The 16,857-nt window shown below is 69.4% G+C and carries 14 protein-coding genes and 6 pseudogenes; 9 read left to right on the plus strand and 11 right to left on the minus strand.

Features of this window, described 5'->3' with window-relative positions; genetic code table 11:
• Window positions 1-1,287, minus strand: a pseudogene (locus tag BZY54_RS08875) (PAS domain-containing protein); the annotation flags it as partial.
• 331 nt (window positions 1,288-1,618) lie between these two features.
• Window positions 1,619-1,798 (minus strand): annotated as a pseudogene (locus tag BZY54_RS08880) (MgtC/SapB family protein); the annotation flags it as partial.
• 65 nt (window positions 1,799-1,863) lie between these two features.
• Here BZY54_RS08880 and BZY54_RS55010 point away from each other — a divergent pair.
• A pseudogene (locus BZY54_RS55010) lies at window positions 1,864-2,076 on the plus strand (cupin domain-containing protein); the annotation flags it as partial.
• A 49-nt stretch (window positions 2,077-2,125) separates the two neighbouring features.
• Here BZY54_RS55010 and BZY54_RS52920 read toward each other — a convergent pair.
• Complete coding sequence (locus BZY54_RS52920) at window positions 2,126-2,296, minus strand: zinc-binding dehydrogenase (protein WP_244217043.1); 171 nt, start codon at window positions 2,294-2,296, stop codon at window positions 2,126-2,128.
• Between the two features lie 91 nt (window positions 2,297-2,387).
• Window positions 2,388-2,678: pseudogene (locus BZY54_RS52925) on the minus strand (NADP-dependent oxidoreductase); the annotation flags it as partial.
• A gap of 522 nt (window positions 2,679-3,200) precedes the next feature.
• Between BZY54_RS52925 and BZY54_RS52930 the strand changes: the two are divergent.
• Together BZY54_RS52930 and BZY54_RS52935 are read left to right on the plus strand one after the other, a co-directional pair.
• Window positions 3,201-3,558, plus strand: a pseudogene (locus BZY54_RS52930) (RNA-guided endonuclease TnpB family protein); the annotation flags it as partial.
• Window positions 3,545-3,769 carry a transposase gene (locus BZY54_RS52935; RefSeq protein WP_244217045.1) on the plus strand — a complete coding sequence of 75 codons (225 nt, stop codon included), beginning with the start codon at window positions 3,545-3,547 and terminating at the stop codon, window positions 3,767-3,769. The pseudogene BZY54_RS52930 and the gene BZY54_RS52935, both read left to right, overlap by 14 nt.
• A gap of 72 nt (window positions 3,770-3,841) precedes the next feature.
• On the opposite strand, the gene ggt is transcribed toward BZY54_RS52935, so the two are convergent.
• The 6 genes and pseudogenes from ggt to BZY54_RS08915 form a co-directional block, all read right to left on the minus strand.
• Window positions 3,842-5,698 carry a gamma-glutamyltransferase gene (gene ggt, locus BZY54_RS08900; protein WP_086724265.1) on the minus strand — a complete coding sequence of 619 codons (1,857 nt, stop codon included), beginning with the start codon at window positions 5,696-5,698 and terminating at the stop codon, window positions 3,842-3,844.
• A gap of 279 nt (window positions 5,699-5,977) precedes the next feature.
• Window positions 5,978-6,190, minus strand: coding sequence for a hypothetical protein (locus BZY54_RS52940; RefSeq protein ID WP_244217048.1), 213 nt, complete (start codon window positions 6,188-6,190; stop codon window positions 5,978-5,980).
• Between the two features lie 492 nt (window positions 6,191-6,682).
• A pseudogene (locus tag BZY54_RS52950) lies at window positions 6,683-7,186 on the minus strand (M20/M25/M40 family metallo-hydrolase); the annotation flags it as partial.
• Between the two features lie 52 nt (window positions 7,187-7,238).
• Entirely contained in the window at window positions 7,239-8,309 is a 1,071-nt protein-coding gene (locus BZY54_RS52955; RefSeq protein ID WP_244217046.1) for a ketopantoate reductase family protein, read from the minus strand.
• Window positions 8,310-8,382: 73 nt separating this feature from the next.
• A complete protein-coding gene (locus BZY54_RS08910) occupies window positions 8,383-9,195 on the minus strand; it encodes an SDR family NAD(P)-dependent oxidoreductase (RefSeq protein ID WP_086724267.1) in 813 nt (270 codons plus the stop codon).
• Window positions 9,192-10,490 carry an MFS transporter gene (locus tag BZY54_RS08915; protein WP_244217047.1) on the minus strand — a complete coding sequence of 433 codons (1,299 nt, stop codon included), beginning with the start codon at window positions 10,488-10,490 and terminating at the stop codon, window positions 9,192-9,194. The genes BZY54_RS08910 and BZY54_RS08915 overlap by 4 nt, the downstream gene beginning before the upstream one ends.
• A 145-nt stretch (window positions 10,491-10,635) precedes the next feature.
• Here BZY54_RS08915 and BZY54_RS08920 point away from each other — a divergent pair, with 145 nt between their 5' ends.
• From BZY54_RS08920 to BZY54_RS54715, 5 genes are all read left to right on the plus strand, one after another.
• A complete protein-coding gene (locus BZY54_RS08920) occupies window positions 10,636-11,676 on the plus strand; it encodes an Lrp/AsnC family transcriptional regulator (protein ID WP_086724279.1) in 1,041 nt (346 codons plus the stop codon).
• Window positions 11,669-12,604 carry a polysaccharide deacetylase family protein gene (locus tag BZY54_RS08925; RefSeq protein ID WP_086724271.1) on the plus strand — a complete coding sequence of 312 codons (936 nt, stop codon included), beginning with the start codon at window positions 11,669-11,671 and terminating at the stop codon, window positions 12,602-12,604. The genes BZY54_RS08920 and BZY54_RS08925 overlap by 8 nt, the downstream gene beginning before the upstream one ends.
• 139 nt (window positions 12,605-12,743) lie before the next feature.
• On the plus strand, window positions 12,744-12,950 hold the full coding sequence (locus BZY54_RS08930) for a LexA family transcriptional regulator (RefSeq protein WP_086724273.1): 207 nt from the start codon (window positions 12,744-12,746) through the stop codon (window positions 12,948-12,950).
• A gap of 31 nt (window positions 12,951-12,981) precedes the next feature.
• Window positions 12,982-13,509, plus strand: a complete 528-nt coding sequence (locus BZY54_RS54710) for a transposase family protein (RefSeq protein ID WP_279634673.1) — start codon at window positions 12,982-12,984, stop codon at window positions 13,507-13,509.
• A 7-nt stretch (window positions 13,510-13,516) separates the two neighbouring features.
• Window positions 13,517-13,816, plus strand: coding sequence for a transposase family protein (locus BZY54_RS54715; protein WP_279634674.1), 300 nt, complete (start codon window positions 13,517-13,519; stop codon window positions 13,814-13,816).
• Between the two features lie 164 nt (window positions 13,817-13,980).
• On the opposite strand, the gene BZY54_RS08940 is transcribed toward BZY54_RS54715, so the two are convergent.
• Window positions 13,981-14,544, minus strand: a complete 564-nt coding sequence (locus tag BZY54_RS08940; RefSeq protein ID WP_086724275.1) for a DinB family protein — start codon at window positions 14,542-14,544, stop codon at window positions 13,981-13,983.
• Window positions 14,545-15,940: 1,396 nt separating this feature from the next.
• Between BZY54_RS08940 and BZY54_RS08945 the strand changes: the two genes are divergently transcribed.
• On the plus strand, window positions 15,941-16,857 hold a 917-nt coding region (locus BZY54_RS08945), incomplete at its 3' end, for an ABC transporter ATP-binding protein (RefSeq protein ID WP_086724277.1).

Below are 16,857 nucleotides of genomic sequence, written 5' to 3' on the forward strand. Positions count from 1 at the left end.
GACGGCGTAGAGGCAGGTGGCGATGTAGTGCTCCAGGCCGCTGGTGATCCTGTCCAGGTGCTGGAGTACCTGGGCGGGATCGAAGTCGAGTTCGGCCAGGGTGCAGGTGGCGGTGCGCAGGCGGCCCATGGTGGCGGCGGCGTCGATGCCGCTGCCCATCACGTCCCCCACGACCAGGGCGGTCTTGTCGCCGCTCAGGGGGATGATGTCGAACCAGTCTCCGCCGACTTCGCTGGTGGCCTGGGCGGGCTGGTAGCGGGAGGCGATCTCCAGGCCCACCAGGTAAGGGGGGTGCTCCGGCAGCAGGCTGCGCTGGAGGGTCACCGCGGTGTTGCGCACGCTCTGGTACCAGCGGGCGTTGTCGATGCTCACCGCGGCGCGGCTGGCCAGCTCGCCTGCCAGTACCGCGTCGTCTTGGTCGAAGGGCAGGGGATTGCGTGCGCGTTTGAGGTCCAGGGCGCCGAGCATTATGCCGCGGGCGATGAGCGGCACCGCCAGGTAGGAGTGGACGCCGGCGCGGGCCAGGAGCGCGGCGGCCTCGGGATCGCGCGCTATACGGGGCAGGTCGCGGTCGTTCACGCGGGGTACCAGGACCGGTTTGCAGGTGTGGACACACTGGGTTACCAGGCGGTCGGCGGCGTAGGTGGCCAGGTCGCCTACCTGGTCGGCGGCGCGGGCGGCCTCGGTGGGGTAGGCGGTGGCCAGGGCGAGGGCCCGGAAGAGTTCCGGGCCGCTGCCCGGCCCGGTGGTGCGGTGGCAGGCCAGGACGGTGTCGAGGACGTCCACGGCCGCGATGTCGGCGAGCTCGGGCACGGTGGCCTCCGCCAGCTCGCGGGCGGTCTGGTCCACGTCCAGCACGGTGCCGATGAGAGCCGAGGCGTCGGCGATCAGGGCCAGGCGCCGTCGGGCCCGGGCGGCTTCGGTCGCCAGGCGGTGCCGCTCGGTGACGTCCGTGATCGAGGCGGCCACTCCCCGGACCTGGCCGGCGGGGTCCTGCAGCTGGTAGAGGGACACCGACCAGGCATGGTCGTGATCCGGATCGGCCCAGGTACGGCCGACGACGTTCTGGTCCAGCAGCGGGACTCCCGTCTCCAGCACCCGCCACTGCGCGGATTCGATGGCCCCGGTGTCCACACGCGGCAGGATCTCTGAGACATTGCGGTCGACATGATCCTCGGTCGACAGGCCGTTGATGCGCTCCAGCGCCGGATTGACGGCCACGTACCGCAGATCGGTGTCCATGACAGCCAGCCCGACCGGGGACTGCGATACCAGCCTTCCGGACAGCTCATTCAGCAGCCTGAGAGACCGGGGTGTCCTGGGGGCGTCGCCTTGGGCCCGGGAGGATTCGGATGTGTTCATCCCGGCCATCCCCTCTCACCACCGCCGTACCCGCGGCCTCTGGCGGTGTCCTGGACCCTCGGTTCCTGATTCTCCGCGGCTTCCATAATGTCCACGACGCAGTCCGTCACGCATCTCCCTTCGGCCTCGGAAGATCCTGCCTTCCACGGCCTTGACCCGACGGTTTGATCGAGGAGTTCGCCGTTTTCCCGGTGCCGAATCCGCTCTGCGCGAATGCGGCGAGGCGGGTGCGACTGCGCTGCTGAGGTCACGTCCTCACCATCAGCGCACTGGCGACCCCGACCAGAGTGTGCGAGCGCAGGCCCGCGCTTTTCTGCTTGGCCTCCCGCTCCCTGCCGATCAGGCTGGACAGCAGCAGCGCAAGCCTGAGCTCGGCCAGCTGCGGCAGCCCCAGGCCGTTGTGCACATCCCACAGCGGCGCTGCCAGCCCGACCACGCGCACCTCCGACCGCTCCGTATCCGCCAGGCCCGACCTCTACCCGAACCCGGCACCGATGTCTCGCCGACTGTTTCACCGGCGACCTCTACATCGACGCCGTCGCCGCAGCGCCCGAGCCCTCTCGGGTCAGCGCCAACCTCGTGCACTTCATGCCCGGCGCCCGGACGCACTGGCACCGCCACCCCCTGAGCCAGACCGTCTTCGTCACCGAGGGCATCGGCCTGTGCCAGCGCCGCGGCGGCCCCGTCGAGGTCATCCGGCCCGGCGACCGCCTTGCGGTCGGGAGCGGGTACGGAGGCGGCCAGTGGATCGCGGGGCGGGTTGTCAGAAGGTGAGCACCAGACGTCCTCGCAGGCCGGCTGCTTCCATCAGCCGGTGTGCGTCGTCTGCTTGCTCGGCGGGCAGGGCGCGGGCGACCCGCAAGGAGACGTGTCCCTCTTCGACGAGTCGGCGCAGGCGCTCGAGGTTGGCGTGGTCGCGCGCGTATTGCGGCACGAAGGCGGTGGATGGAGATGCCGCGTTCAGCAGTCTTCTGAGAGGCCCCGGCCGCTGTGGCCACGTGCCCACCATCGCGCACGGCACGGGCGCTGCTCTCGGCCAGGCCCGCGGTGTCGACAAGAGCGTCGACACCGCCGGGAACCTCGGCGCGGACCAGGTGGGGGAAGGCGTCGCCCCGGGCCAGGATCACGTCCGCGCCCAGCTTCTTGACCAGCTGTTCGTGCTTGGGTGCCGCGTCGGCGCTCACACGCAGGCCGTCCCCCTTGGCCAGCTGCACCCTGTACCCGCCGACCGCCCCGGCTGCTCCGACCACCGCGATCGTCGAGCCCGCCTGCAACTTCAAGAAGGCCAGTGCCATTCGGGTCGTCAGGCCGTTCATCGGCAAGGTGGTTGCCTCGAGTCGTCGACCCCGTGCGGGGCGCGGAGGACCGACTCGGCCGGCACCACCAGGTACTCGGCGTAGGCCCGTAGGTTCCGGAGATCACGGCGATCGCCATGACCCGGTCCGCGACCCTGAGGTCGGTGTCGGTGCCCTCACCGATCCGGTCCACCACGCCGGCGGCTTCCATGACCGGCACGTAGGGCGAAGGCGCATCGGTAACAAACGCGACGCCTGGCTCACCGAAACCCCACTCGGCCAGACCAGGACCTCGCATCTGGCCCGACTTGACCTGGCCGCATAGAGGCCGCCCACGCCCGGTTCACGGATTTCCCAACGGAGTCCTTCAGGCCCGGGAGGAATCGCCTCCTCGACCACGGCGCCGTGCGGCGGCGCCGTTTCACTGCGAGAACTGTCCCGCGGCCGACCAGACAGTGATTGCCGACACTCGGTGGTGCTGCACATGGGTAACTGCAGCCCGGAGCGGGCCCGTTGTCAGTGGCGGGGAGTACGGATCGTCGTGTGAAGATCATCGTGCAGGCCAAGTTGCTGCCGACCGCTGAACAAGCGGCTGCGCTGCGATTCGACCCTGCTCGCATGCAATGACAGCGCGAACTGTGTGTCCCAGATCGCCTTCGACCGCGGGGTCCCGCGCGAGTACGAACTGCGGAAACACACGTACGCCGAGCTGAAGGCACGCGACCTGGGGGCTCAAGCAGCGCAGCACGTGATCAAGAAGGTCCGCGACGCCTACACGGCCCTGCACGCGAATATCAAGGCCGGGAACCTGGGTCAACCGCGTTCGAAGCGGCGGGTCGAGGCGGAATCGAAACCGATCACGTTTCGGGCCGGTGCGGCGCAGCCGTATGACGATCGGTGTCGTGCGACATGAAGTCGCATTTGTGGAGTGGTGTGAACCACGGGAGAGACGTGCAGACAAGCGGAACCGGGCCTCGCGGGCCCGGTTCCGGTGCAGGTCGTGCGGCGTCGTTGCGCACGCCGACCTGAACGCTTCCCGCAACATCGCCCGCAAGGGCGAGATCGCGTGGAATGCGGGGCGTGAGTCACGCGTCCCAGTCGCCTCCCCGTAGGTGACTCAGAAGCGGGAGGCCACGCGGCAGCCAGTCGCGCCCTACCTGCAAGCCCCGTCCTTCAGGGCCGGGTCAAGTTGACGAGGTCTTCTGGACCACCATCGCCGAACCGCCGCCGCGGCGCTTCGGTTCGGCCACTGCTGTAACCGTTCCGTGGGGTCCGAATTCCAGTGCGGCGACCGCGCCGATCTCGGGGGAGGGGGTGAAGGCAGGCGGAGCCAGTACGAAGCTTTCACCGAGGGCTTCGAGTGCAGGGCGCTCGGGTGAGTCGAGGAAGGCCGGCTCGGCTTCGGTCGTGGTGCGGTTGCGCTGCGAAATACGCGGTGCTGCGACTGCTTCGGGCAGGGGCATGCCGAGGTCGAGGCGGTTGAGGAGGGTCTGCAGGACGGTGGTGATGATGGTGGCGCCGCCTGGGGAGCCCACGGCTATCAGCGGGCGGTCGTCGCGCATCACGATCGTCGGGGACATGCTGCTGCGTGGGCGTTTGCCCGGGCCCGGCAGGTTCGGGTCGGGCACACCCTCCTGCAGCGGCGTGAAATCGAAGTCGGTGAGTTCGTTGTTGAGCAGGAACCCGCGGCCGGGGACGGTGATCGCCGAGCCTCCGGTCTGCTCGATGGTCAGTGTGTAGGAGACGACGTTGCCCCAGCGGTCGGAGGCCACCAGGTGGGTGGTCGACGGACCTTCGTACGGTTCCTGGCTGCCGGTGCCCGGGGCGGTGCAGCCCGCGGGGTTGTGCGGGTCGCCGGGAGCGATGGGACTGGTCAGCGAGGTGGTGGGCTGGATCAGGCAGGCGCGGCCCTTGGCGTACTCCTTGGACAGCAGTTCCTCGGTCGGTACGTCGAAGAAGGCGGGGTCGCCCACCCAGCGGTTGCGGTCGGCGAACGCGATCCGGCTGGCCTCCAGGTAGTCGTGCAGTGCCTGCACCTTGTCGGCCGGTGAAAGGCGGAAGTTCTCCAGAATGTTCAGGGCCTCGCCGACCGTGGTGCCGCCGGAGGAGGACGGTGCCATGGAGTAGACGTCCAGGCCGTGGTACGTGGTGCAGGTGGGTGCGCGCAGGATCGCCCGGTAGTTGGCGAGGTCCGAGCGTTCCATGAGTCCGGGACGCACGTGGCGCGTGGAGCCTTGGGCTACCGGCGGGTTCTGGACGGTGCGCACCACGTCGGCTCCGATGTCGCCGTGGTACATGGCGTCCACGCCGTCACGGGCGAGCTCCCGGTAGGTGCGGGCCAGGTCGGGGTTGCGGAAGCGGCTGCCCACGACGGGAAGTTGGCCGCCTGGCAGGAACAGCTGGGCGGTCGGGGCGAAGTCGCTAAACCGTGCCTCGTTCATCTCGGTCTGGGCGCGGAACTGGTCGTTGACGACGAACCCGTCGTCGGCGATGCGGGTCGCCGGACGAAGGGCCTCGGCCAGGGACATGCTGCCCCATGCGTCCAACGCCTTCTGCCAGGTCGCCGGGGTGCCTGGAACACCTACGGACAGGCCGGAGTTGACGGCCTCGTCGAACGGGATCGCCTTGCCCGTGGAGGGGTCGGTGAAGGAGTCGGGCCGCATGCGGGCCGGTCCCGTCTCGCGGCCGTCGACGGTGTGGACCGTTTTGGTACGGGCGTCGTAGTAGACGAAGTATCCGCCGCCTCCGACGCCTGCGGAGTAGGGCTCGACGACACCGAGTGCGGCGGCGGTGGCGACGGCCGCGTCGACGGCGTTGCCGCCATGCCGCAGCACGTCGATGCCGACCTGTGTGGCGTACGGGTTGACGCTGGATACGGCGCCTCCGCTGCCGACGGCGACGGCCTGTTTGGCGGGCGGCTGAAGCCCGCCAGGCGCCTCGCGGTGTGTGGTTGAGGGTGCGGCGGCAGCGGCATGGGGGAGTAGGGGGACGGGGAGAAACGCCGCGGATGCGGCGGCCAGCAGGGTACGGCGGGTGGTCACAAAACCTCCGATTTGCGTCTTGGGAGAGGGGGATCGCCGACAGGGGGTGTTGGGGGGTGTGCGAAACCCTGGCAAACAGCTGTGGGACGAGCAACGATGTGGATCAAGGTTTGCGCAACATTTGAGGTTCCCTGCAACGAAGGGACCTCATGGCTGGGATGCGGGAGCCGGCCCCCTGACAGGCGGAGGCCACAGGGAGGTTGGCGGTGTCCGCGGTCCTCATGTGCCGCAAGGCCGAGGGCGACGAAGTGGGTTTCGCCGCCCTCGGCGTCCACTCGATCAGGTCCACATGTTCGCCACGCCCTCGTTCTTCACCGGGGCGAAGGCGTCCTGCTCAGGGCTGTCAATCGTCGGGGTGTCGCTGTGGGCTGCGAGGTCGGTCAGCAGTCCGGCGAGGAGTGCGGTGCGCTGGACCAGGGTGTTGGTCTCGATGTGTTCGTGGCGGGCGTGGGCTCCGTCGCCGACTGAGCCGAGTCCGTCGAGGACTTGCACGCCGAGGGGGACGACGAAGTTGCCTCGCTGGCGCCGCCGACCTGCGTTGCCGCGAGTGGGACTCCGAGTGCGGCCCCGATCCGCCGGGCGCGTAGGGAGAGGGATTCGGTGGCGTCGTTGCGGGCGAAGACCGGCCGGTTCCAGCCGCCGGTCACGGTGAGCCGTACCCGTGGGTCGGGGGCTGACAGCGCGTGCAGTGCGCTCTCGATCCGGTCTGCCTCTGTGTTTTCGCTGACCCGGACGTCGATGTGCGCGACGGCGTTGCCGGCGACGACGTTGCGCCGGCTGCCACCGGTGACGACCCCGGCGTTGAGCGTGGTGCCGCGTTGGGGGGGCGGCGAGTTCCGCCGCTGCCAGCACGGCGTGGGCGATTGCGGTGACGGCGCAGGCGCCGAGGTCGGGTTCGAGTCCGGCGTGGGCTTCGATGCCGGTGGCGGTGATGTCGAAGTCGGCGACGCCCTTCCGGGCGACCTTTAGGTCTCCGCCGGCCGCGCTGGGCTCCAGGACGAGACAGGCCCGGCATCCGGGCGCTTCCTGTTCGATGATCTGGCGTGAGGCGGGGCTGCCGATCTCCTCGTCGCCGTTGAGCAGCAGGCGTACCGGCGGGCGGGGCCTGCCAAGTGTGTCGAGGGCGTGCAGCGCCCATACGCCTTGCACCAGGCCGGCTTTCATGTCGTAGACACCGGGCCCGCTGGCCCGTCCGCCGGTGACGGTGAAGGGCCAGTCAGCCAGCGTTCCGGCCGGCCAGACCGTGTCGTAGTGGGCGAGGACGAGAACGGGCGGGCCGGCCAGCCGGCGGGCAGGTCGACCACCGCCACGCTGCCGTGGGTCTCGTCGTAATGCCGGCGGACGGTCGCCTCGCCGTAGCGGTCGCCGATCCAGGACGGTAGGTACCGCAGTCCTTGGTCCAAGAGGACCTTGTCGTTGCTGGGGGTTTCCCGTGCGATACAGGCGGCGAGGTCGTCGAGTAGCGGCTCTTGCCGACCGGCGAGCCACTCGTGCACGGCGAGGCCTGTGTCGGCGCCCGGAGCAGGGGAGGTCTGCGTGGTCATCGTCCCGGCTCCCGGCTGCCGGCGGTCAGGCACGTGGCACGGCCGAGTTCGGTGAGGTTGGCGTCGTCGAAGTCGCGTACTCCTTCTTCGAGTTCGGCCAGCATCAGGTCCAGGCGGCGCAGCAGGGGGGTGTGCAGATCGTGGGCGTCGGCGAGCCGGAAGTACCGGTCGAGGTCGAGGTGCACCTCGGTGCGCCTGCCGCGTACGGCGATGTCGCGCCAGACACCACTGCGGTCCTTGGGCATGGTGTGCAGCCATGCGATGAGCCGGTCGAGCGCCGCGTCGGTCACTTCGGGGGCGACGCCGTCCAGGAAGGCCGCCGGCTCATAGGCGTCGAACGCCTCCAGCCGACGGCCCTCGGCGATGGCGATGCGGTTGACCTCGCGGGCGACCTCGGCGACGACAGCTCGGTGCCGGTCGATCGTGTGGGCCATGGGCGCGTCGACGAGTGCCGTGGCGGTGAGGATCTCACCGAAGCCGTACTTGGCCCACAGGTATCCCTGCACGTTGTCGGTCTGCCGCACCGGGCCCCAGGCCTGGAGGTCCGCGACGGTCTGGGTGACGCGTTCGCTCTGCGAGCCGTCGACCTCGCCGACGACGAAGGCGGCGGCCCCGCCGTCCCGGACGACCCCGGGAGCGACGACGTCGGCGAAGATGTTGACGAACGCGCCCACCACGCGCTCGCGGCCGACGAACGAGGCGATGACGGGTTCGTTGTCCCCGTTCTGGCAGGATACGACGAAGCCGTTGTCGGCCAGCCGCGGGGCGAGCCAGGCCATGGCCGTTTCCGTGTCTTGGCCTTTTGTGGCCAGGAGAACCCGCCGTGTCGTCAGTCCTGCGTCGGCGGCCTGCTGCGGGGTGAGGGCACGGGCCACGGGGACGGCGCGTCGCGAGCCGTCGGCGTGTTCGACGGTGATGCCGTGTGCGCGGATCGCCGCGATGTGCTGGGCGTCGGTGTCGACGACGGTGACCGGATGGCCGGCCGCGGCGAGGTGGTGGGCCAGTGTCCCGCCGATCGCGCCGGCGCCCAGCACCAGATAGTCACGCGGAGTCGAAGAGGGTGTCACGTTGTCGCCTTTCCTGGGCGGAGGAGGTGTGAAGGGGCCGGTCGTGCGGCGGGTCGCCGCGGCGAACCGCGTGTCAGCCGGCGGCCTGTGGCCTTGTCGTGCCGTTCTGGGCGGCGGATTCGCCCGCCCAGTGCAGGGGCAGTTCGGTGGTGCCGGCCGCGGAGCCCCCATCGACGTCGAGGACCGCTCCGGTGATCCAGTTCGCGTCGCCGGAGAGCAGGAAGCGCACCGCGCCGAGCAGATCGCCGGGCAGCCCGATCCTGCCCAGGGGATTGGGCGAGACGGCGGCGGCGTACTCCTGTGTGACGGGATTGGCGGTGCTGTCGACCTGGACGAAGCCGGGGGAGACGGCGTTCACGCGTATCCCGTGCGTGCCGAGTTCGAGGGCGCATGCCTTGGTGCTCATCGTCAGCGCCGCCTTGGAGGTGCAGTAGTGGGCTGCCCCGGGGCGGGCGCGAAGGGCCGCGCCCGAGGTGATGTTGACGACGGCGGCCGTGCGGTCCTCGGCTGTCGCATGTCGTGCCAGTGCGACGGTGGTGAGCATGGGGGCACGTACGTTGACCGCCATGACGCGGTCCCAGGCATCGGCGGTCATCTCCAGGAGAGGACGGGCGGGGTAGATGCCGGCGGCGTTGACGAGGGCGTCCAGCGGCCGCGCGCTCCAGGCGTCCGCCACGACCTCCTCGGCGAAGTCCGGGTCGGCCAGGTCGCCGGCCCGTACCCGCGGTGCGGCTCCGGAGCGCGCGTGCAGGTCGGCCCGCAGCCGTTCGAGCAGGTCGGCCCGGAGGTCGGTGGCGCTGACCTGCCAGCCGCGGGCGGAGAGATCGGCCGCGATCGCGGCGCCGATCCCGGAGGCCGCTCCGGTGATCAGGACGTGGCCGCTCATGCGAGGTCCTCGCCTTTCGTCTCGGGCATCGTCGCGTAGACGGCGACGCCGACCAGGGCGGCCACGATCACGTACACGGCCACCCACTCCTGGAGGCCGTGCGCGAAGAGCCAGGTCATCAGGTACGGGGCGGTGCCGCCGAAGACGGCCACCGCCAGTGCGTACGGCAGGGCGATCCCGACCGTGCGGACCTCGGAGGGGAACTGCTCGGCCATGACGGTGGCGCAGTTGGCCGAGTAGCCGACGATCAGCAGCATGCCGAGGGTGGACAGGCCCAGAAAGCCCCAGAAGTCGTTGCTGAGCAACGTCAGCATGGGCCAGGCGAGCACGGCGAAGCCGATGGCGAAGGCGAGCATGGTCGGCTTGCGTCCGAAACGATCGGACAGTTTCCCGCCGAAGGGCAGGGCGGCGATGAACACCGCCTGGGCGATCGTGTTGGCCCACAGCCCCTGGGACAGCGGAAGGCCGGTCGTCAGCTCGGCGTACTGAGCCAGGTAGACGATCCAGACGTAGTAGATGACGGTCCCGGCGATGGTGATGGCGAACACCCGCAGGGCGGCGCGCGGATGCTCGCGCAGCATCGTCCGCAACGGGTTCGAGCGCACCCGGCCCTCCTGGCTGGCCGCCGCGAACTGCTCGGTCTCGCCGACCCGGTTGCGCAGCCACAGGCCCACGACACCCAGCAGCCCGCACAGCGCGAACGCGATCCGCCATCCGTAGGCGGCCTGCTGCTGCTCGCCGAGGACCGTGGTGATGACCGCTGCCGTCGCGGCGGCGACCAGGCCGCCGGCGCCGACTCCGACCTGTTGCCACGAGCCGACGGAAGCCCGCTGCGTGGGCGGGGCGTTCTCGACGATGAACGTGGAGGACGAGCCGAACTCGCCTCCGGAGGAGAAGCCCTGCGCGAGCCGGGCCAGCACCAGGACGGCCGGTGCCGCGACGCCGATGGTGGAGTACGTCGGTGTCACCGCCATGGCCACGGAGGCGCCCGCCATCAGCAGGATCGTCAGGGCCAGCCCCTTCTGGCGGCCGTGCCGATCGGCGAAGGCGCCCAGTACCGCCGCGCCCACCGGCCGCATGATGAACGCGATGGCGAACACCGCGAGCGTCGCCAGCAGGCTCGCGGCCTTGTCGGTGGTGGGGAAGAACGACTCGGAGAACAGCGGGGCGAAGTAGCCGTATATCGACCAGTCCGCCCACTCCACGGTGTTGCCCACCACTCCGGCGAGCGTGGCCTTCCAGTGGCGGGGGCGGTCGGAACCCTCTGCCGGTTTCGCTACTTCGTTTGTGCCCACGAGGGGAGCACCGTCCATCGCGACCAACTCCTAGGATGCGGATTTTCTTCATTGGAGACCCGCTGGATGACGAGTTGCGGCGAGAATATAGATGCATATGAAGGATCGCTACAAGAGTGGCGGTGTTGTTGCTATGCTCGCCGGCATGGTGGATCTCCCTCTCGACACCGTCGACACCGGCGTCCTCGCGGCCCTGCAGGCCAACCCCCGAGCCAGCTGGGGGCAGATCGCCCGCGCACTGGAGGCCAGTGAGTCGACCGTCGCCCGTCGTGCGACCCGGCTCTTCGACTCCGGCCTGGTACGGGTGATCGGCGTCGTCGACGTGCTGCGCTGCGGCGTCGGCGTGCCCGCCCTGGTGCGCCTGCAGTGCACCCCCGGCAGCAGCAACGCCGTCGCCGAGAAAGTCGCCGCCCACTCCCAGGTCCGGTTCGCCGCGGTCGTCGCGGGCAGCGCGGATGTGGTGGCCGAGGTCGTGCTGGGCACCCACGACAGCGCGAACGCCGTCATCGACGAGGAGCTGGGAAAGCTGCCAGGCGTCGCCGGGACGGAGACGTCTTTCGTGATGAGTACCTTCGTCTCGAACCACGACTGGGGACGACACCTGCTGCCCGACCCGCAGTTGGTCGAGGGCCTCAAGCCCCCGGAACCCACACCGGCTCAGCCGCACGAGGGCTTCACCCAACTCGAGCAGTCCATCCTGGACGCTCTGGCCGACAACGGCCGTCTGTCCTACACCGCGCTGGCGTCCACCTGCGGCGTCTCGGAATCGATCGCCCGCCGCCGCACGGACTCCCTGGTCGACCGCGGATGCCTGCGCTTCCGCACGCTGGTCGAACCACAACTACTCGGCTACGAAGTCGAGTTCGACCTGCTGCTCACCGTCGCCCCCGCCCAGCTGCTGGCCGCCTGCGAGCAACTCGCACGCTGCCCGGACGTACGCTACCTGTCCGCCGTCACCGGCCCGGCCAACATCTCCGCGCAGATCGCGCTGCGCCGCTACCAGGAGATCTTCGGCTTCCTCAACGAGACCGTCGGCGCACTCCCCGGAGTCCACACCGTGGAGACCATGGTCTCCCTCCGGGTCCTCAAACGAGCCTTCGCCGAAGTCCCCCCGTCCGTGCAGGCCGCCCCGCCCAGAAAGCGCGGGAACGACACCACCTCGACCACGGAGAACAGCGATGACTGAGCACCTCGTCCCGGCAGGCGGTCCAAACACGCCGCAGCCGTGGCAGTGGCCCGAACCGGTGTGGCGGACCCACGTCGAACGGGTCCGCGCCGGACGCAGCCTGCTGCCGACCGCATGGCCCGGCGGAGCGCGCGTCGCGGTGGCCCTTTCCTTCGACTCCGACCACGAGACCCCCGCACTACGCGACGGCGTCACCGGCCCGGGAGCAATGGCCGAAGGACAGTACGGCGCCCGGGTGGGCACCCCGCGCATCCTGCGACTGCTCCAGGAATTCGGCGTCCCCGCCTCCTTCTACCTGCCCGCGGTCTCCGCCCTGCTGCATCCGCACGAAGCGCGCCGTTACACCGCGGAAGGCCATGAGGTCGCCCTGCACGGATGGATCCACGAACGCAACACCCTGCTGGGCGCCGAGGACGAGCGGGAACTCCAACTGCGCGCCGCCGACACCCTCGAACAGATCACCGGCATTCGCCCCGTCGGCCTGCGCACCCCGTCCTGGGACTTCTCGCCCCACACGCTCGGCATCATCCAGGAGATGGGCCTGCTCTACGACTCCTCCCTCATGGCCGACGACGACCCCTACGAACTCCTCGCCGAAGGACGGCCGACGGGCATCACCGAGATACCGGTCCAATGGATACGCGATGACGCCCCGTACTTCGTCATGGAACGCTTCGCCGGACTGCGCCCCTACACGCCCCCGCGCTCGGTGCTCGGCATCTGGCAGGACGAGTTCCGCAGCGCCCTCGCCTCCGGCGGCCTGTTCCAACTCACCATGCACCCCCACATCATCGGCCACCGCTCCCGCATCGTCATCCTGCGCGAACTACTCGAAGAGATGACAGCCACCGACGGAGTATGGTTCGCGACCCACGCCCAAGTGGCCGAATACTGCCTCGCCCACGAAAGCACTGCCCAGCAGCCCTGACCCGCACCACCACACGCGAGCAAACGCAGCCCGGAAACCACGAATGCGCGCTGCCGGACTAGGATCGCCGGTGGTTCAGGTGGCGGGTCCGACAGTGAGGGTGGTCCCGGAGCGTGGGCCGGGAGTTTCGGAGTCCGCGTTGCCGGCGGAGTATCAGCGCATCCTGGCTGCCGTGCGGGCGGCCGGCAGTCCGGTCGCTACCCGGCAAATCGGCGAGGCGCCGGGCGTGGACACCGGGGTGCGCGGGAAGCTGACGAAGCTGGCCGACCGCGGCTGGCTGCACAAACGGCCCGGCGGGAAGTTCACCGTCCGCCCCGGACCGGCCCGCACGGACGGCAGGGCGTAACCAAGGTGCCCCCGGCAGCTGTTGGAATTGCGTGACGAAAACCAATAAGCATGTCGGGGACACCATATCCCTGGTCTACCAGTGCCACCTGCCGCTGTCCACGCGCACCGTGAACTACCTCGCCGATCTGCTGCGCGGCCACCTGAAGTCGATACGGTCCAGGTGGCGGGCACTGCCGGCCGGGAGGATCGCGACCATCGTGCTGGCCGTGCTGCGGCACGATCAGCGCCTGGCCGACATGGCCGGCGGCAACGACGTCTCCGCCACCACCATCCGCCGCTGGCGCGACGAGCTGATCACCTTGCTGGCCGCCAAGGCCCCACGGCTGGACCGCGCCCCGAAGAAGATCGCCCGGCGGGGCGGCGAGGTCGTCCTGATCGACGGCACCCTGATCCCCACCCAGCGCGGCACCGGGGCGGCGAACCGGCCGAACTACTCCGGCAAACACCACCGCCACGGCCTGCACGTCCTCGCACTGACCGACGAACTGGGCCGGATGATCTGGATCTCCGCGGCTCGGCCCGGCCAGCACTCACGACATCACTGCCGCCCGCCGTGACCGCATCCTGTCTCACCTACGCGCCACCGGCCTCCGGGCCCTGGCCGATCTCGGCTTCCTCGACCTGGACGACGACCCGGATGACCCCGTGGTCGTCACCGGCTTCAAAGCCCCCCGCGCCCGCAAGCTCACCACCAGCGAAAAGGAAGCGAACCAGGCGCTCGCCGCCGCACGCGCCCCGGTCGAGCACGGCCTCGCCCATCTCAAGAACTGGCGGATCCTCACCAAGCTCCGCACCGATCCCGCCCGCGCGACCGGTCTGCTGCGCGCCCTGTTCGTCCTGACGAACCTCGAAGGAGCCCGCTGACAGATGATCTACACCCGAGACCTCCGCCCAACACCAGCATGACCACCCCGAACGACCCTCACGCCACCACCCCGACCAGCTACTTCAAGAGGGCGCAGCTTCAATGAGGCTCGCAGCCACGGAGCCCGTAGGTTTCCGAAGCTCGATCGCCGGTTACCGGAAAGTCATATTCGGCGTGGTACGGCTCCGTCCTGCCAGCGGTAGAGGTCGCGCAGCAGGGAAATCTCGGCGCCGTGATGGACCAGCTCCCTGTTGACGTGCAGGACGATGCCCTCCATGGGAAACCGCTCGGGACCCACCGTGGGCGGATTCTCCAGGTCCGCGTCCGAGAGCTCGCGGACCCCCGCGTTCCATCTCCCATACATCTCATCGAGCTGTTTTAGCGCCTCGTCAGCGGTCCCCGCGTAGGCGAATGTCTGGGAGTCGACGTCCTGGCCGCCGAAGTGCCATCCGACCCGATAGCCCAGGCAGGAGACGATGATGTGCGCCAGCCGCCAGGCAATCGTGGTCACCGGCGCCGGCACCGGGGCAGGGGACGCGGAGTCCATCGTCCATTCCCCCGAACCGGCCGACATCGGTGCGGCTGACGTGCCACGTGGGCGGATGCTCCAGCAGCCGCGCACCGGCTCCCAGAAGTACTCCTCATTGGCAAGACCGTGCAGTCGCGGCCGCAGGTTCTTGTGCCAGTGCCGGTCCAGCTGGTCCGCGAGTCGCTCGCTTCTTGTCATTTCCGCACACTACAGACAGCGGGGATCTTGCTGCGACCCTCGCGGACGCCGTCGCCGGCCGTGGGCCGCGAGAGCGTACCGCACCGGGAGGCGACGCCGGGGGCTGATGTGCCCTTCGGGCCGCGCCGCCGCGAGTGGCTGTTTGACATTGACAACCCGGCTGGCTGGGTTGGGTTCGATGAGCAAATGTGACAGCCTCGACCGATGACATGACGGGTGATCAAGGCCGCAGACTCCCGCCCGTGATCAGCATGAGTGTCCCGAGCGAGCGCCACGGCAGTGCCTCCGACCTGCATGTTCGAAGATGGCGAAGACTCATTGAAGTTCAACGCAAAGCAGCCTTGCCATCACACCCATTCCGCCACGCTCGACTTCCCCAACACCGTCCCCCAGTGGTGCCAGGCCCCCGCATCCCCACGGGTTGATGGGGAACTCTGAGAGCTCCACCCATCCCGGAGCGCTTCAAGCTGCGGGCCCGGGGAGCTTGGGGCCCAGCCCACGACATCCCGGATTCCAGGCCGCATCCTCGGGGCCCTGTCGACGGGCCGCACGTGCTCGGGGCGCGCACCCACGCTCGGTACTCGGCAGGCTCTGCGTCGCCATCCCGGTACGACGGCAGTCCGACCTCGTAGAACCAGCCCCGGGCGGTTTCATGCCGCGCCCAGAGCCGGGCGTGAGTTCCTGACCGTCCGGCTCTGGGCGCGAACTGACACCGGCACGGCCCGGTCGTCGGGAGCGTCGTCACGCGCCCTACGGTAGACGAGACGCCTGCGGCGGACGCCTCAGAAGGTGTCGGGAAGCAGGTAGCACCCCTGATCCGGCATTCGTCAGGTTTCGCCAGGTGCCCCCGCGACCTGCAACTCGGCCTCTCCGGCGAGGCCGCACGACTGCTACGCCAACGAGTGGACGGTCGCGATCCACGAAGTCCCCCGCTCGCCCCGAGTGCCGAGGGGGACGGGCTTCGGGACCGGCACGCGGGCACGGCTCTCAGGGCACCCGACTGGATTTCGGGCAGCGGATGTTGCCCTTGCCGTCCGGCTGCGTGCCTGCGTGGGCGGTTCGATCCTGCCTGAGCGGTGACAGTGAGTGACCCTCCCCGCCCGGTGGCTGACTTCTCGTCACTGCGCTCGCCGCGCCCTTCCGTCCATGCAGCCGAGTTACTCCTCAGTCAACCCCTCAGTAATGAACAACGTTCGCGATCGCGACTTTTGCATTTGCTTCCGCAATTTTGATCAAGCAATCGTAAAATTCGCTGGTCGAAGCACGGACGGCTCCCCTCTGGTGGCGACGTCGCGAATGCCAAGTCGTTTCATGTTCCATCAACATTCAACTGGCGATCCCTGTGAGCGGCATGGTCAATCTCTATGTTCCTTGAGGCTCTTGAAGGAAGGGACCCATGGAACAACTCCTCGCCATCCGGGCTCGCGGCGTTACAAAACGTTTCGGTGACGTCGTCGCGCTCGACGGCATCGACCTCGATGTGACGCAGGGGCAGATCCACGGCCTGGTCGGACCGAACGGCGCCGGGAAGACGACTTTGCTCGGTCTTCTGCTGGGGCTCGCGGTTGCCGACGGTGGCCGCCTCGAGGTCCTGGGGACGCCTGTCGGGCGGGCGCTCGACGCTCCCGACGGTATCGCCGGCTTCGTGGACGGTCCCGCTCTCTACCCGTCGCTGACCCCACGGCAGAACCTCGCGGCACTGGCCGCACTGCGCGGCCACGACGCGCGCACGGCGGGAATCGACGACGTACTCGCCGAGGTCGGCCTCACCGGCGTCGCCGACGACCGCACCCGCGGCTTCTCCCTCGGCATGCGCCAGCGGCTCGGACTCGCCGCCGCCCTGCTGACCAAGCCCCGGCTGCTCGTGCTCGACGAACCGTCCAACGGCCTTGACCCGGCGGGCAAGAAGCACGTGCACGGTGTCCTCAACCGGCTCGCGGCCGATGGGACCACCGTCGTCCTCTCGAGCCACAACATGGACGACCTCGAGGCGCTGTGCTCCGAGGTGACCATCGTCGCCACCGGACGCGTCGTCTTCTCCGGCCCGCTGGGCAAGCTGGCCGCCGACAACCGTGAACTCGACTACCGGCTGCTCACCTCCGACCCGCAGGCCGCCCGCCGGGTGGCCGACGACGCGCCCGGCGTCCACATCGTCGACGACGCCGGGGCACGGCAGGACGCCGAACTGCTCGTCGTACGCGCCCTGGTGCCCGCCCTGGACGACCTCGTCGTGCGGCTCGTGGAGGAGGGCGTCGCGCTGCGCGAGCTCACTCCCGTGGTGTCGCCGCTCGAAGCCGCGTTCCTCGCCCTCAC

The sequence above is a fragment of the Streptomyces carpinensis genome (assembly GCF_002154505.1).
GTDB lineage: Bacteria > Actinomycetota > Actinomycetes > Streptomycetales > Streptomycetaceae > Streptomyces > Streptomyces carpinensis.